At 39.0% G+C, this 14,455-nt stretch carries 14 protein-coding genes; 7 read left to right on the top strand and 7 right to left on the bottom strand.

Annotated elements, in window-relative coordinates; translation table 11 throughout:
• The first annotated feature begins 16 nt into the window (after window positions 1-16).
• Window positions 17-865, top strand: coding sequence for an AraC family transcriptional regulator (locus tag RCP16_RS05400; protein WP_308641822.1), 849 nt, complete (start codon window positions 17-19; stop codon window positions 863-865).
• 194 nt (window positions 866-1,059) lie between these two features.
• On the opposite strand, the gene RCP16_RS05395 is transcribed toward RCP16_RS05400, so the two are convergent.
• Both RCP16_RS05395 and RCP16_RS05390 read right to left on the bottom strand, forming a co-directional pair.
• Window positions 1,060-1,674 carry a hypothetical protein gene (locus RCP16_RS05395; protein WP_308641821.1) on the bottom strand — a complete coding sequence of 205 codons (615 nt, stop codon included), beginning with the start codon at window positions 1,672-1,674 and terminating at the stop codon, window positions 1,060-1,062.
• A 29-nt stretch (window positions 1,675-1,703) separates the two neighbouring features.
• A complete protein-coding gene (locus RCP16_RS05390) occupies window positions 1,704-2,870 on the bottom strand; it encodes a helix-turn-helix transcriptional regulator (RefSeq protein WP_069328779.1) in 1,167 nt (388 codons plus the stop codon).
• Between the two features lie 249 nt (window positions 2,871-3,119).
• Here RCP16_RS05390 and modA point away from each other — a divergent pair, with 249 nt between their 5' ends.
• From modA to RCP16_RS05375, 3 genes are all read left to right on the top strand, one after another.
• Window positions 3,120-3,962: a molybdate ABC transporter substrate-binding protein gene (gene modA / locus RCP16_RS05385; RefSeq protein ID WP_308642449.1), complete on the top strand. Its 843-nt coding sequence runs from the start codon at window positions 3,120-3,122 to the stop codon at window positions 3,960-3,962.
• Window positions 3,959-4,639, top strand: coding sequence for a molybdate ABC transporter permease subunit (gene modB / locus RCP16_RS05380; protein WP_308641820.1), 681 nt, complete (start codon window positions 3,959-3,961; stop codon window positions 4,637-4,639). Before modA ends, modB begins: the two co-directional genes overlap by 4 nt.
• A gap of 157 nt (window positions 4,640-4,796) precedes the next feature.
• Window positions 4,797-5,648: a GNAT family N-acetyltransferase gene (locus RCP16_RS05375; RefSeq protein WP_069328781.1), complete on the top strand. Its 852-nt coding sequence runs from the start codon at window positions 4,797-4,799 to the stop codon at window positions 5,646-5,648.
• Window positions 5,649-5,886: 238 nt separating this feature from the next.
• Here RCP16_RS05375 and RCP16_RS05370 read toward each other — a convergent pair whose 3' ends face one another.
• The 3 genes from RCP16_RS05370 to RCP16_RS05360 all read right to left on the bottom strand — a co-directional run bounded on the left by RCP16_RS05370 (window position 5,887) and on the right by RCP16_RS05360 (window position 8,105).
• Window positions 5,887-6,669: a hypothetical protein gene (locus RCP16_RS05370; protein WP_308641819.1), complete on the bottom strand. Its 783-nt coding sequence runs from the start codon at window positions 6,667-6,669 to the stop codon at window positions 5,887-5,889.
• An 84-nt stretch (window positions 6,670-6,753) separates the two neighbouring features.
• Window positions 6,754-7,206 (bottom strand): flavodoxin, encoded by a 453-nt coding sequence (locus RCP16_RS05365; RefSeq protein ID WP_308641818.1) that lies wholly within the window; start codon window positions 7,204-7,206, stop codon window positions 6,754-6,756.
• A 209-nt stretch (window positions 7,207-7,415) separates the two neighbouring features.
• Window positions 7,416-8,105 (bottom strand): SDR family NAD(P)-dependent oxidoreductase, encoded by a 690-nt coding sequence (locus tag RCP16_RS05360; RefSeq protein WP_308641817.1) that lies wholly within the window; start codon window positions 8,103-8,105, stop codon window positions 7,416-7,418.
• Between the two features lie 156 nt (window positions 8,106-8,261).
• Here RCP16_RS05360 and RCP16_RS05355 point away from each other — a divergent pair, with 156 nt between their 5' ends.
• From RCP16_RS05355 to RCP16_RS05345, 3 genes are all read left to right on the top strand, one after another.
• A complete protein-coding gene (locus tag RCP16_RS05355; protein ID WP_308641816.1) occupies window positions 8,262-8,864 on the top strand; it encodes a TetR/AcrR family transcriptional regulator in 603 nt (200 codons plus the stop codon).
• 192 nt (window positions 8,865-9,056) lie between these two features.
• Window positions 9,057-9,926, top strand: a complete 870-nt coding sequence (locus RCP16_RS05350) for a class I SAM-dependent methyltransferase (RefSeq protein WP_069328786.1) — start codon at window positions 9,057-9,059, stop codon at window positions 9,924-9,926.
• Window positions 9,927-9,935: 9 nt separating this feature from the next.
• Complete coding sequence (locus RCP16_RS05345) at window positions 9,936-10,706, top strand: RluA family pseudouridine synthase (RefSeq protein ID WP_308641815.1); 771 nt, start codon at window positions 9,936-9,938, stop codon at window positions 10,704-10,706.
• 367 nt (window positions 10,707-11,073) lie between these two features.
• Here RCP16_RS05345 and RCP16_RS05340 read toward each other — a convergent pair whose 3' ends face one another.
• On the bottom strand, window positions 11,074-11,634 hold the full coding sequence (locus RCP16_RS05340) for a hypothetical protein (protein ID WP_137220596.1): 561 nt from the start codon (window positions 11,632-11,634) through the stop codon (window positions 11,074-11,076).
• A 352-nt stretch (window positions 11,635-11,986) separates the two neighbouring features.
• Window positions 11,987-14,449 (bottom strand): DNA gyrase subunit A, encoded by a 2,463-nt coding sequence (gene gyrA / locus RCP16_RS05335; RefSeq protein ID WP_371748184.1) that lies wholly within the window; start codon window positions 14,447-14,449, stop codon window positions 11,987-11,989.
• Window positions 14,450-14,455 lie beyond the last annotated feature (6 nt).

The raw sequence follows: 14,455 nt of genomic DNA, 5'->3' as shown, positions 1-14,455 counted from the left end.
GGAGTGAATAACTACTATGAACTGGATCGAATCTTTACAACATGCGATTAATTATATGGAAGAACATTTGTTAGAACCGATTACGATTCAGCACATTGCAGATCAAGCTCATCTATCGCCTTTTTATTTTCAGCGTAACTTTGCGTTGTTAACCGATGTGACCGTAGCCGAATACTTGAGACGAAGAAGATTAACTCTAGCCGCTCATGAACTGGTACATAGCGATCACAAAATTATTGATCTGGCACATAAGTATGGCTACGATACACCTGAATCTTTTTCCAAAGCGTTCCGTAGACAACATGGGATTGCCCCTAGTGAAACCCGCAAGCACAGTACTTCGCTTAAGTCCTACAATCGCTTGGTGATTCAAGTAAATCTGAAAGGAGTCGAACCGATGAATTACAAAATTATAGAGCACCCGGGATTCTCATTAGTAGGTATCAAGCAAACATTCTCTTATGAAGATGGAGAAAATCTACGTGAAATTCCAAAAATGTGGCAAAAAGCGTATCATGATGGTATCGAAGATCAGTTATTTGAACTCAACAATGGAGTGATCTCAGGAATACTTGGTGTCTGTGTTGATCAAAGTGAACTTCAAGATAAACAAATGGAATACTGGATTGCTACTGCTTACAATGGAGATACTCCAGAAGGATTATCCCACTTACAGATTCCTGCTTCCAAATGGAGCGTATTTGAAGTGGAAGGTCCGATGCCAGCAAGTATGCAAAATCTCTGGAAACAGATTATTTCAGAATGGTTTCCTTCTAATTCTTATGAACATGCATACTTGCCTGAACTGGAAGTATACGGTGGTCCTAACGTTGCTCCGCAGATCTGGATTCCAATTAAAAACTAGCAGGTAACGGCTGGGTATATTCCAATATATTTATCTTTTGTTCGACTGGTCGCTGCAAGCCCCTTTTACTGATTCATAGTATGAATGATTTATACAAAAAGAATTGCAAATCATTATAAAAAAGCTGTAGATCGCTCGTATTCCAACGATCTACAGCTTTTTGCTTTGTTATTTTTATGATAGTACAGATCTATTTAGAACATTGAAGTAATTTCACCTGTATTTTTATTTACATAATACCAGCCATATGTAGATGTATGACCTTCTCCTGTAGCTTCATCATCGACCACATCTTCATACACATGGACAACATACATATCGTCTTCCTCATGATCTACATCTGTCAACAGATATGAAGAACCATTTAACTTATATTTGTCTTTGACCAGTTGAATCGCTTGTGCTCTGCTGACTGCTGATGTACTTGTTGCTGTATTGGAATTTGAATTAGGTGTGGTTGGCACTGTCGGTACACTTGGAGTCGGTATCGTCGGAGTAGGTGTAGTCGTCGAATTAGAAGATGACGATGAACCTGTACTATTTGCCTGATTGCTTCCAATATACAAATTATTATTGGACAAACGAATATCTTTGCTCATTGCATTACTCATCGTTCTTGCCGGTACATACGTAGTGCCTTTATAAATAATGACATTAGCATCTGACTTTTTAACTTGATCGATGTATAACCCTACTTGCTTAAAAGCCACTTGAATACTGGTTGTATTAGCTGCCATCGCTACACCTGTACCTGTCAATAATGAACCGATCGTTATACCTAATACTAATCCTTTAACTTTGTCTTTCATGCCTGCTCACTCCTTTATAGGTAAATGTATTAATATTCGCTAGCGTACAAAATCTCTCCGGTGCGGGATAGATCATATCCACCGATCGCTTGTAATTCACGTTTGAAATCATCGGATGACAATATTCTTTTTAATGTAGCGATCCACTCTGCATTTTCTACTTTATTTAAAATAACCAGATCATATCGTTCTACTGTCAATGGAATAAATTCCACTCCGACCAATGCAGCGGCTTTCTCACTTCCTACCCCTACATCTGCTTGACCGCTTGCTACTTTACCTGCCACAGCAATATGAGAAGATTCTTCCTGCGTGTATCCTTGTAATTGAGAAGTACGAATCCCATTCAATCGTAATTGTTCATCCAATAATACACGCGCTCCTGCTCCACGTTCTCGATTCACAATCGTTATTCCATTTTGAGCCAAATCTTGCCATGAACGAATATCTTTTGGATTTCCTCTAGCCACATACAATCCTGCACGCCTTGAAGCTAGATTAATCACTGTACATGGATGCGAGACAAGCATTTTACGAATATACGGTAAATTATAATCTCCTGTATCCCCATCAAATAAATGAGTACTGACAATATCTGAATTTCCCATATACATCGATACTAGACTATCCATACTTCCGGCAAAAGAACGAAGCGGACGATAACGATTGTCCTCTTTTTCCATATAACGAGCTAGAATATCCAGACTGGTATCTTGCCCTGTAATCACGATTGTTTTGCCAGTCGTCGGTGGAGTGATCGGTTCTTGAGTAATCGGGTTCATCGTGCCTGTATTTCGCAAAATTTCTTCTGGACGTGCATAAGCTGCATGCACAAATTCAGGTGTCACTGTAGCGTCTGGATCAGGCGTATGATCTTGATAATCAATATGTGGAATATTCCCGATGCCAGGCTGAAGTGGAGACACTTCTGACGGCTCCGAGGACGAAGTTGGTAATATGCTATTTAGTGGGGTTGCTGTCATATGAAGCTGTCCCGCATTTTCTCGATTTTCACGAATCATTCCATTTTTCGCTTTTTGTTTATACGTTTCTAGATCATAATGATCCACTCGCATTTGTTTCCCTACACGATAAGCGGGTAGATCGCCTTTTTTGATCAGATCGTAAACGGTTAATTTAGAGACTTTAAGTAATTTGGCAATTTCTTCGGTTGTGTATGACACCTGCTCATTCATAGGTGGTTCCTCCCTAACAAGATACATTTATCTTAACGTGGATGATATGAGTTTTCAATTTAAACAATCGTACTATATCCAATTTAATGTGATGTTTAATTATAACTAGATATAATTAGAATGATTTAGTATGATCTAATATATACTATTCAGTATAATACATAGTTGTATTATAACTTTAAGGAGGAATATGTGTTGAAATCTATACTTTCTTTATTTTCACATCGAAATCATACTTCTACTTCCCGGATGGGTCTACCTGCGCTTCTGTTAGGTCTGATCTTAATACTTAGTGCTTGTTCGTCCACGACAACTACATCCAGTACAGATAGCGCCAACGGTTCTACACCTTCTTCTGAGACTAATGCTACAGCTACCAGTGAATCTCCTGTACAACTCACTATTTCAGCTGCTGCAAGCTTAACGGATAGTCTACAGGAAATCCAAACGTTATACCAACAGCAACATCCTAATGTTAACCTTACATTCAACTTTGCGGCTTCAGGTACATTACAGAAACAGATTGAACAAGGCGCTCCTGCGGATCTATTCTTCTCAGCAGGTAGTAAACAAATGGATGCTCTACTCAGTGCTAATCTTATTGATAAAACGCATGAGAAAGACCTGCTCGCTAATGATCTTGTACTTATTGTACCCAAAGATAGCGCATTAACATTATCTTCATTGCAAGATTTGACTCGTGACAATATCAAAAAATTAGCTGTCGGTACACCTGAATCGGTTCCTGCGGGTATGTATGCCAAACAAACATTAGAGTCGTCAGGAATATGGGACAAGTTACAATCCAAAATCGTGCTGACTAAAGATGTCAAACAAGTATTGTCTTATGTAGAAACAGGTAATGCTGAAGCAGGATTTGTCTACAAAACGGATGCCATGGATTCAGATAAAGTACAGGTGGCTTTGACAACTACTGTTGATAGTCATGATCCAATTCTATATCCAGCAGGAATCGTATCTGATACTACTCATCCTGAAGAAGCTGCTGCTTTCTATGACTATCTACAGACCGATGAAGCACAAGCAATTTTTGTTAAACATGGCTTTATGAAGGCTTCTGCGAGTTCATGAATTCGTTAAACTGGTCATGGGACGTTATCGGTTCGCCTATTCTGTTGTCTTTGCAAATTGCTTGTGTAGCAGGTTCGCTTGCTTTTTTACTGAGTATTGTGATGGCCATGTGGATGAGTCGGCATACCTTTCTAGGGAAATCAATCGTTGAAACGATATTTATGTTACCCCTGGTTCTGCCTCCTTCGGTTGTCGGTCTTTTACTACTGACTATACTGGGTCGGCGTAGTTGGATCGGTCAGGCAGCTGAATGGCTTACTCATCAGCCGATTGTGTTCAGCGCAACTGGAGCGATTATTGCTGCAACTGTCGTTTCTTTTCCACTGGCTTATCAGACACTCAAAACAGGATTCGCTCTGGTAGATAAAGATGTACTGGAATCTGCACGCTCTCAAGGTGCCAGTGAATTACAATTACTCTGGTATATGATCTTACCGCTTGCATGGCGTTCACTGGTAACTGGATTTGTGCTTGCTTTTGCTAGAGCCTTAGGAGAATTTGGAGCTACTTTAATGGTAGCTGGTAATATTCCAGGCAAAACACAGACATTACCAACTGCGATTTACTTTGCTGTCGATGCTAACAATATGCCACTGGCTTGGAGTTTAACCATCATTACGATTCTGATTTCATTTATTCTATTATTAGTCACTGGACGCATTCGTGGTTCTGCCTGATCGGTAGCTGCGGATGCTTTTTTTATTTGTAAAACTTAGATAGCTTTATCTAGTATATTCCTTATATAATTAGAAATAGATTGACCAAAAAGAAGATCGATTGGGGACGACTTCATTCCATCTCTTTCTATTAAATACAGAAAAAAGAGGTACCGCTATGCTCAAACTTCAGCAGTTATCAGATATATTAGAATTACAGGCACTTTGTGAAAAAGAAGATCATATTATGCTTAAATTAAACTGGGACATGCTCAAAAATCGTGCGCCTGGCAGTGTAGAAGATTTTTTCCATTACGAAGGTAAATTACTGATCGGTTTTCTAGGTATCTACCGAATGGGACAAAATATTGAAGTATGCGGCATGACACATCCTCTTTATCGTCGACGGGGTGTATTCACAAAATTGTGGGAACAAGCAGTCAGTCGTGGTCAATTGGTCGATGCCAATCAAGTGTTACTAAATGTGCCTCGTGATTCAGTTGCAGGTCAAGCATGGGTACATACAAGACCTGTTGTGCTGCAAAGTATTGAATATACGCTCAAGCTTGATAAAGAACATAACTCGTTACGTATAGACGAACCTGAATCTGCGGTATTACGTCCATTTAACGATAGCGATATTCCGTTGTGGATACGACTGGATGCAGATGCATTTGCAATTAGTGAAGCTTCTACAACAGCTACACTAGCCAATGCCAATCGTTCCAAAACACGCAAAATGCTAGTGATTGAACATGCTGGTATCGCGGTCGGTAAAATAGAAGTGGATTATGAGGGAGAACACAGTTGGATCTATGGATTCGTCATCGATCCTGCATTACGTGGACACGGGATTGGACGTAGTGCTTTGCGTCAGGTGGCTCTTGCTGAAAGTCAGGCAGGTCATAGTGTCTGGCTCAATGTAGTATCTGATAATGATCGTGCGCTCTATCTGTATGAATCGTGTGGCTTCCAGCATCAAGATATTCAAGACTATTACTTGTATTCTCCACCTATGCCTGAAATTTAAATCATTTATACAAACACAGAAAAAGCGTTTATACCAAGCACGGAGGTCCGGTCCATGCATGGATAAACGCTTTTTCTTAGAGAATCATCTATGTTATCGAATCATGTGACTGGGACGAAAAGATAGATGATCTCTATTCCCTGTAACAGGAAAGCCGTATGTTCGTTGGTCTTACTTATATTGTGAAAAGAATCCGGGTCAAAAAGATGGGGGGATTTTGACCCGTTTCTTGGTCCACCTACATGAGGCTCCACGAAGGAGCTAGGGATGTCACACCAGCGTTCTGTCTGCAATGTTCACAGACTTGAGTTCCGCCTGGTACGACATGTTGAAGCAAATGAAGATAATCGATTGATGCAGCTACTTTTTCCGGTGAAGGATAATGACGCTGTACCTTGCCTTCCATAATCGAAAAGATATCGATTCGTTCAGGAAGTCTACCAAAAGCAGACTGGCAAAACACGGAAGATAGATGAATAAAAGCTTCTGCTGTGTAAGGATCATCATCGACTATAAACTTCTGAACAATCAGGCTCTTGTGTCCGGCTACATCATCCGGTTGCGCTGTTTGTTCAGATACTTGCCATGCCACTTGAAAAATAACAGACAAGTCAGTTTGCAGTTCTGGAACCAAAGTCTGATGCTGTTCATACAACATCATAGGATAAGGTGCATATTCGTTGGCTGCAAGAAGCTTACGAATATTTGCCGTAACCAGATCTTTGACCTGCCAGTAATGCTGTTCATGATCGAAGTAAGAGATACGCTTGGGCCAACGGAAATCAACCAGCTGGCCAATATCTGTAATCCCTCTAAGCTCTGGTGACATACTGTAATAACGATTAATCGCATGTCCTATCGCAAATTGTACACGTTGCTTCCAATGAATCTGTGAAGCTTGCTTACGTGACGTTTGGCGTGTAGGTAGTGACTGATCATTTGTACGATAGGTCATCCGTAGCCATTCTTCCAGCTTGTAATCCTGCAAAACAGGTGAAGCCTGATCCGTAGAATAATTCATATATGCTTAACACCTGCTTTCCAGTCATACGAATTCTTTAATTACATCTACTCTAATGTGATCGTTTGATCAAGTAAGCTTAAATTACACTACGCTTACTGCTACGCCCGCAAATTTTTTGCCGAATTCACGACAAGTTTCCTTCTCGTCGGATGAAGGATTCAATTCGATCTTCAGCCCTTCTAACACGATATCTGCGCCACGCTCTTGTAACTTGTTCGTAAGAATATCGACTGCTGCTGCAAATTGTTCGTAACAAGTGTCTCCACTTCCAAATACAGCTGCTTTTTTACCAGTAAGGTCTAGCTCGTCCATATCTTCGTAAAAGTCGAGGAATTCATCTGGCAATTCGCCATCTCCCCAAGTATAGGCGCCAAGGAGTACTGCGTCATATTCCAAAAGAGTATCCGCATCACAGTCCATTGCTTGCTTGAGTTCAACCTCTCCACCTGTGGATTGTATTCCTTCGGCAATCAAATCTGCAATTTCTTCTGTATTCCCAGTCATGCTGGCGAACACCACTAATATTTTAGACATTGTAATCCTCCCGCATATGTGTTTTCCATGGATTGATCATACTTGATAATGATTCTCATTGTCAACAACGAATTTTAAATTTTTAGTTTATTTCTTTTCAAGTGTGTTTTATGCAAATAAAAAAGCCGCCTATTCAGCGACTTGTTTGTTGTATACCTTTGAATGAAGAATTTTGTTGATTCGAAAATGTTACTCAATTCTGTCGTGCTTTAATACTGTATGGTTGCTGGCGTAACTCCTTTTGGATACTCTTCTTCCCATACTGCTTGGTCTGTATAAGCCTGATACCACATATCTGCAATTATATCTGGATCATTCACTGTGCCATTACCTGATTCTTTGATAAATAAACCTAACGATCGATGACCTACAAAAATGCCTTTAGGTGACAATTCAGTATGCAGATTAGTGATATAATTTCGCAAACCTGCCATAATAATACCGACATTTCCCATCATAGGCACAGGGTATAATGCTGATAATCCTGTAGTAAAAAGTAAAGCTCCTTCTTTGCGTGCAAGCATATCTTGTACTACTGTATTCACCACATGAATAGCACTGAAAATATATCCTTCATATAGGTCTTTGATATTCTCTGCTGTTAATTCCAATACAGAAGTAGGTGGATACTTTCCAGCAGTAGGACTAAATTCCAACACATCAATCGAACCGTATTTGTTTTTAATGTTAGCAAGTGCCTCTGTCATTTGGTCTGCTTGATATACATCTGCTATAAAATAAGAAGCTTCTATATGATTTTCTTTTAATACGTTTATCATTTCTTGCAGCTTGATAGTATTGCGCGAGACCAAAGCTATTTGAAATCCTGCCTTACCAAATCGTTTGGCTAATGACAATCCCAAACCTTTTCCTGCTCCAATAATAACTAATGTTTTCATTGCTATTCTCCTCTATCCATCCATATATTGTATTCATGTAATGGTTTTTATTGTAGAATTTAAGCTTAATGCATTCAATGGTGGATATTCATCAATTTAACATTTAATAAGCAAATGTATTGAATCTGCTTATTATCTTGAAGAAAGGAATTTAGAATGAACAAACCTAAAATTGATTTACGTATTGTCAAAACAAGAAAAGCGATCAAAGATTCTTTTCTGACTTTAATTCAAACTAAAGGATATGATCGTATCACAATACAAGATATTGCAGATCAAGCGATCATTAATCGAAACACTTTTTATTTGCACTATATAGATAAACCTGATTTGATGGAGAAATTATGTATAGAACATATCGATCTATTGAATGTTTGCTTACCTGAGTATACTGAGGATGTTCAAAATGAAGATCCTTCATTTATGGTGATTGCGTTAAAAAGTCTATTTCTTATCCTAGAAGAACATGTTGTTTTCTTTAGAACGATGTTAACTCATGAGATTGAGCCTAGCTTTTCTAGTTATCTTAAAGACCATTTCAAACAAATTATTCTCTCTGGTCTTGATACTCCTCCTGATAATCTCAAGATACAGATTAGCCTTGAATATATGGTTTCAGGCTTAGTCGGTGCGATCTCTTTATGGATCAAAGAACCAGAACATTATTCTATAGATGAATGGATTGAGCAACTGAGTAACATTCATTTTAATAATATTTTGGATCTTATACGTAGCATCAACGGTCATAGTGTTCAATAAAAAGGAAAAAGAATCGTTTATATAACGATTTTTCTTTTTTTGCTTATTAAATCAAATATAGCTTCCTTTCATCTATTGTTATACAATGAAATGCGGTAAACTGATAAAGATGGCTTTTTAGGCTACTCTGTATATAGATGATTGTACTCTACAATATCTATCGAGAAATAAAATATAAGGATGGATTATTACATGTATATTGCTGATCAATGGAAAGATTATGAATTAATTGATACGGGCGCAGGTGAGCGTCTGGAGCGTTGGGGAGAAATCTTATTACGTCGTCCAGATCCACAGATTATCTGGCCTCTTCAATCCGCAGATAGAGACCCACGCTGGAATCAAGTACACGGTCATTATCACCGTAGTGCTTCAGGTGGTGGTGAATGGGAATGGAAACGCAAAATTCCAGAACGCTGGAATATTCGTTATGGCGATTTGAATTTCCATATCAAACCTACTAATTTCAAACATACTGGTCTATTCCCTGAACAAGCAGCGAACTGGAGCTGGATGATGGACAAAATCAAAAATGCTGGTCGTCCGATCACCGTTTTGAACTTATTTGCGTACACAGGTGGAGCAACAACAGCCGCTTCTTACGCTGGCGCTGATGTGGTACACGTTGATGCGGCTAAAGGAATGGTACAGTGGGCTAAAGACAATCATCAATTATCGGGTATTGGCGATCGTCCGGTACGCTTTATTACAGATGATGTGTTCAAATTTGTTCAACGTGAGCAACGTCGTGGTAACAAATACGATGCGATCATTATGGACCCTCCTTCGTATGGACGCGGACCCGGTGGCGAAATGTGGAAACTTGAATCCAGTCTGTATCCTTTCTTAGAGTCTTGCTTGTCGATTATGTCCGATAACCCATTATTTATGCTGATCAACTCGTATACAACAGGGATTGCACCGACGGTATTGTCTAATATTTTGAATATGACGATGCAACAGCGTTACGGTGGTACCCTTTCTTCTGGCGAAATTGGTCTACCTATCACGAACTCGGGTCTGAATCTGCCATGCGGTATTCTTGGACGCTGGGAAAGCTGAGGCATAACGATGGAACCACATTCAAACACTAAAGGTAGAGCGCCGATTCCTGTGTTATATGAAGACAACCATATTATTGGAGTTGTTAAGCCTGTCAATATTCCTTCCCAAGAAGATCCAACAGGCGATCCAGATATGTTGACTTTGATCAAAGAAGACCTGAAAGAACGTTACAACAAAACAGGCAATGTATATCTAGGATTGATCCACCGTTTGGATCGTCCGGTTGGTGGAGCTATGGTATTTGCCAAAACATCCAAAGCTGCTTCTCGCTTGTCTGAATCTGTACGTAGCCGCACAATGGTGAAACGCTATGTCGCTGTTGTACGCGGTATTCCTACTGTTACTAAAGCAACACTTAAAGACGTACTTCTTAAAAATGCACGTACTAATACAGGTGCCGTAGTTCCTCCCGGTACTACGGGTGGTAAAGAAGCTGTACTCGATTACGAAGTACTGGCTCAAAATGAGGATTTGAATCTTGCGTTGGTGTTGATCCATTTGCACACTGGACGTTCTCATCAGATTCGGATTCAAATGTCTCATGCGGGCTATCCTTTATTTGGAGATCAAAAGTATGGTGCTGAAGTGAACCGTCGTGGTGAGCAATTAGCCTTATGGTCTGTATTGACGGCTATTCCTCATCCTGTCGGCGGTCGCATGATCTCTATGATCTCGCTTCCTCCACAGACCAAGCCGTGGATCGAATGGTCGAGTGATATCTATGAGCAATTGAAGGAACGGTTAGAGCTTGAATTGGAGCAAACGAAGTTAAAGTAAGTGGTATAAGAGCGAGATAATGTATGAAATATTTACTTGTGTTTTATAAATAAGATGCAAAAAAGCTTTTCCGTTCCTTGATTACAAGGTAATGGAAAAGCTTTTTTCATTGATATTAGAAAACGAATTTAGAAGAGAATTAGCTTAAGGATTTGTGCTGGTGGTTTAGTGTAAAATCCGCTTCGAAAATAGATATTCTTCTCGTCGCTGTTAAGAACGGATATTTTGAATCACTGCTTATAGCAGTAAATATCCGTTCTTAAAGGCGAGCGCTTCGCTCTTTCAGAATCATCTATTCTCTCCGCTTCGTGTGTGAAGGTAGTTTAAGCTTTTCAACATCAAAGAAACAAAAACTGAAAAAAGATAGTTAGTCTATAATCCAAGATTCAGTTTTATCAATCCAAATTGGATTACCTTCATTAGATATTCTCCATATATGCCGAATAAATTGTCGAATATTTTCTAATGCATTCTCAACATCTTTCACGATTGTTTCAGAATAAACTTTTTCATTGTGAGCTGTAATATAATGAGCAACTTTATTTCTAAGATAAACAGCGGATTTATAATCATTAGGAAGTTCATCTACCTTTTCCAAACCATTTAATTCCAATAATTTATTGTATTTTTGCAGTACAGACCAAAATTCCTTTGGTGGTTTACTATCGGAATTTGCAGAATCATTTAAATAACTATATACTTCTTCTTCTGTCGCACTTCGATTTTCTTTTCCTCTTAGGTTAATGAGTATCAACTTAGACAAATCTGATTCCGCTGATAAACACATACTTAAAATAGAAGATCTAGTATTACGCCACATCAAAAATTTTTCTTCCTTTTTTTCTGCTTCTTTTGCTTGTTCCAAGTAATATAAAGCATCATTATAACTTTCTGCCCCCATATTAACTACAACTACTGATCCTTCCATTCTATCCCTCCTAAATAATTATCACTCAGTAATATAACATATAATTACATTTTTTCCATATGATAATTTTCACACTATTTTTTATTTAATCCAACGAAGAAAATCAATAATTCTGAAAGATTTTTAAGTTTGGATATCGACTGATTAGAATTCAAATCAAGATATTTAACCATAAATGTCGTAGGCAGAATAATTGATTTTTGCAGTATTCTAGCTGAATCATTTCTATATTTTCACTATTTAATTTATAATCTATACGATTGTCAACTGATTATTATGTAAAAACTTCTCTGACTATCTATAGATAGCAAGAGAAGTTTATTTTATAGCATTATTTCATTTTTACTCAAAGTCACACTGATCCACTAGAAGATAAATCTTCTAAGATACCAATAATCGTATCTGCCTTATCCATTTCAACAATCTGTTTACCGATATGTCTACGTTCATCGGTTTGAAGTGCGGCTTTGCTATTAAATCCGATCATACGATTTGGAGGTAAAATAGCCATAAATGAGCGATGTTCTTCGCAGATAAAAGCACCAATAATACGATTACCATTTGGTTTGGATCGTTTACCTTCTTTGAACTCAAAGGTAGATAATCCTTTACCACCACGGCTTTGAGTCTGGTATTGCAATAATGAAGTACGTTTGGCATATCCAAGATCGGTAATGACCATCAATTGTCCGTCTTCTCCATCTACCCATAGGACTGCGGCGACTTCATCTTCTCCAACCAGTTGAATTCCACGTACACCTGTAGCAACCCGACCCATTGGATTGACTTCTTCTGCCCGGAAGCGAATACTCATACCTTCTTTAGTAATTAACATCAAATCTCTAGCTTGACCTGAACGGGTTACAGAGATAACTTCATCTCCTTCTCCAAGCTTACAAGCGGCTACTGCTCCTGAACGTTTGGTCGCATACTCTTTGATCTCTGTTCTCTTCACTTGTCCTCGCTTGGTCACAAAGATCAGATCGGCTTGTTCTTCTTCAAAATTACGAACAGGAACCATCGTCACAATTCGATCTTCACGAGTCATCGGGATAATATTAACAATCGCTTTTCCTGTTTCTTTCCATTTGAAGTCAGGAATCTGGTGAACAGGAAGTAAGAAGTATTGTCCCCGCTGTGTAAAGACAAGTAGATTATCCAGTGTATTTACATTCATCACTTCGCGAATATAATCATCTTCTTTGGCACCTGATCCACTACGTTCTCCGCCCGAGCGATTGAAAGACATCATATTCGTACGTTTAATGTAACCGTCATTAGAAAGACTCACTAGCACATCTTCCGAGTTAATCATGACTTCCAGATTAACTTTTAACTCTTCAACTTCATCTTGAATAATAGAACGACGATTAATACCATGTTTATCATGAATTTCCATCAATTCTTTTTTGATCAATCCGACTAGCTTTTTATCGCTGCCGAGAATAGCACGGAAATTGGTGATTTTTTTCTGAATATCGTTTAGTTCTTTTTCAACTTGATTAATTTCTAAATTAGTAATGCGGTACAATTGCAAGGTTAGAATCGCATCGGCTTGGCGTTCAGTGAGGCCAAACATCCATTGCAAATTGTTTTGTGCATCTTGGCGGTTTTTAGACGCTTTGATCGCTGCAATGACTTCATCTAGTACATTGAGTGCTTTAGCTAGACCTTCAAGTACATGAGCACGATCTTCTACTTTATCCAGATCATGTTGTGTACGACGGGTAACCACTTCACGTTGATGCGCAATATACGCTTCCAGAATACTTTTTATTCCCATTTGTTGAGGCGCTTTGTTAACGATAGCTACCATATTAAAGTTATAGGTCACTTGTAGATCCGTTTTTTTGAGCAAATACGCTAGAATGCCTTGCGCATCTGCATCTTTTTTAAGCTCGATCACGATCCGTAGTCCATCACGTCCGCTCTCATCACGTACTTCAGCAATACCTTCTACTTTTTTCTCCAAACGGATATTTTCCATCGCTGTGACAAGACGTACTTTCACGACTTGATAAGGGATTTCGGTAATCACAATTTGCTGTTTACCGCCGCGTAGTGTTTCAATTTCTGTTTTAGAACGTATGTAGATACGCCCTTTACCTGTAGAATAGGCATCACGAATCCCGTCTCCACCCATAATCGTACCACCTGTTGGGAAATCCGGGCCTTTGATATAGTTCATCAGTTCAGGCAATTCCATTTCAGGTTTTTCCATCAATGCAATACAACCTTCGATCACTTCACGCAGGCTGTGCGAAGGAATTTCTGTTGCAAAACCTGATGAAATTCCGCTTACGCCATTGACTAATAAATTAGGATAACGAGCTGGTAAAACGACAGGTTCTTGTGTCGTATTATCAAAGTTGTCTTTAAATTGAACCGTATTCCGATCAATATCACGTAAGATCTCCATCGCAATTGAAGATAAACGAGCTTCGGTATAACGCATTGCTGCTGCTGGATCATCATCAGGTGATCCCCAGTTACCATGCCCATCGACAAGCGTATGACTCATTTTCCAAGGTTGTGCCATTCGTACCATACCATCATAGATCGATGAGTCACCATGAGGATGATAGTTACCCATCACGTCACCGACTGTTTTAGCTGATTTGCGATATCCTTTTTCCGGTGTATTGCCTGAATCGTACATAGCATACAAAATACGACGTTGTACCGGTTTCAATCCATCACGAACATCAGGAATCGCGCGGTCTTGAATAATATATTTAGAGTAGCGACCAAAACGGTCTCCAACGATTTCTTCTAGAAATGCTGGTAAAAATTTATCGTTATTTTCAATAGCCATCCGTTC

The organism is Paenibacillus nuruki, from assembly GCF_963311185.1.
Taxonomy (GTDB): domain Bacteria; phylum Bacillota; class Bacilli; order Paenibacillales; family Paenibacillaceae; genus Saccharibacillus; species Saccharibacillus nuruki.
This window is presented reverse-complemented; position numbering and strand designations above follow the sequence as displayed.

Coding starts and splice junctions, on each gene's coding strand:
- RCP16_RS05400 (WP_308641822.1), top strand. CDS start 17: ATGAACTGGATCGAATCTTTACAACATGCGATTAATTATATGGAAGAA.
- RCP16_RS05395 (WP_308641821.1), bottom strand. CDS start 1,674: ATGAAAGACAAAGTTAAAGGATTAGTATTAGGTATAACGATCGGTTCA.
- RCP16_RS05390 (WP_069328779.1), bottom strand. CDS start 2,870: ATGAATGAGCAGGTGTCATACACAACCGAAGAAATTGCCAAATTACTT.
- modA (WP_308642449.1), top strand. CDS start 3,120: ATGGGTCTACCTGCGCTTCTGTTAGGTCTGATCTTAATACTTAGTGCT.
- modB (WP_308641820.1), top strand. CDS start 3,959: ATGAATTCGTTAAACTGGTCATGGGACGTTATCGGTTCGCCTATTCTG.
- RCP16_RS05375 (WP_069328781.1), top strand. CDS start 4,797: ATGCTCAAACTTCAGCAGTTATCAGATATATTAGAATTACAGGCACTT.
- RCP16_RS05370 (WP_308641819.1), bottom strand. CDS start 6,669: ATGAATTATTCTACGGATCAGGCTTCACCTGTTTTGCAGGATTACAAG.
- RCP16_RS05365 (WP_308641818.1), bottom strand. CDS start 7,206: ATGTCTAAAATATTAGTGGTGTTCGCCAGCATGACTGGGAATACAGAA.
- RCP16_RS05360 (WP_308641817.1), bottom strand. CDS start 8,105: ATGAAAACATTAGTTATTATTGGAGCAGGAAAAGGTTTGGGATTGTCA.
- RCP16_RS05355 (WP_308641816.1), top strand. CDS start 8,262: ATGAACAAACCTAAAATTGATTTACGTATTGTCAAAACAAGAAAAGCG.
- RCP16_RS05350 (WP_069328786.1), top strand. CDS start 9,057: ATGTATATTGCTGATCAATGGAAAGATTATGAATTAATTGATACGGGC.
- RCP16_RS05345 (WP_308641815.1), top strand. CDS start 9,936: ATGGAACCACATTCAAACACTAAAGGTAGAGCGCCGATTCCTGTGTTA.
- RCP16_RS05340 (WP_137220596.1), bottom strand. CDS start 11,634: ATGGAAGGATCAGTAGTTGTAGTTAATATGGGGGCAGAAAGTTATAAT.
- gyrA (WP_371748184.1), bottom strand. CDS start 14,449: ATGGCTATTGAAAATAACGATAAATTTTTACCAGCATTTCTAGAAGAA.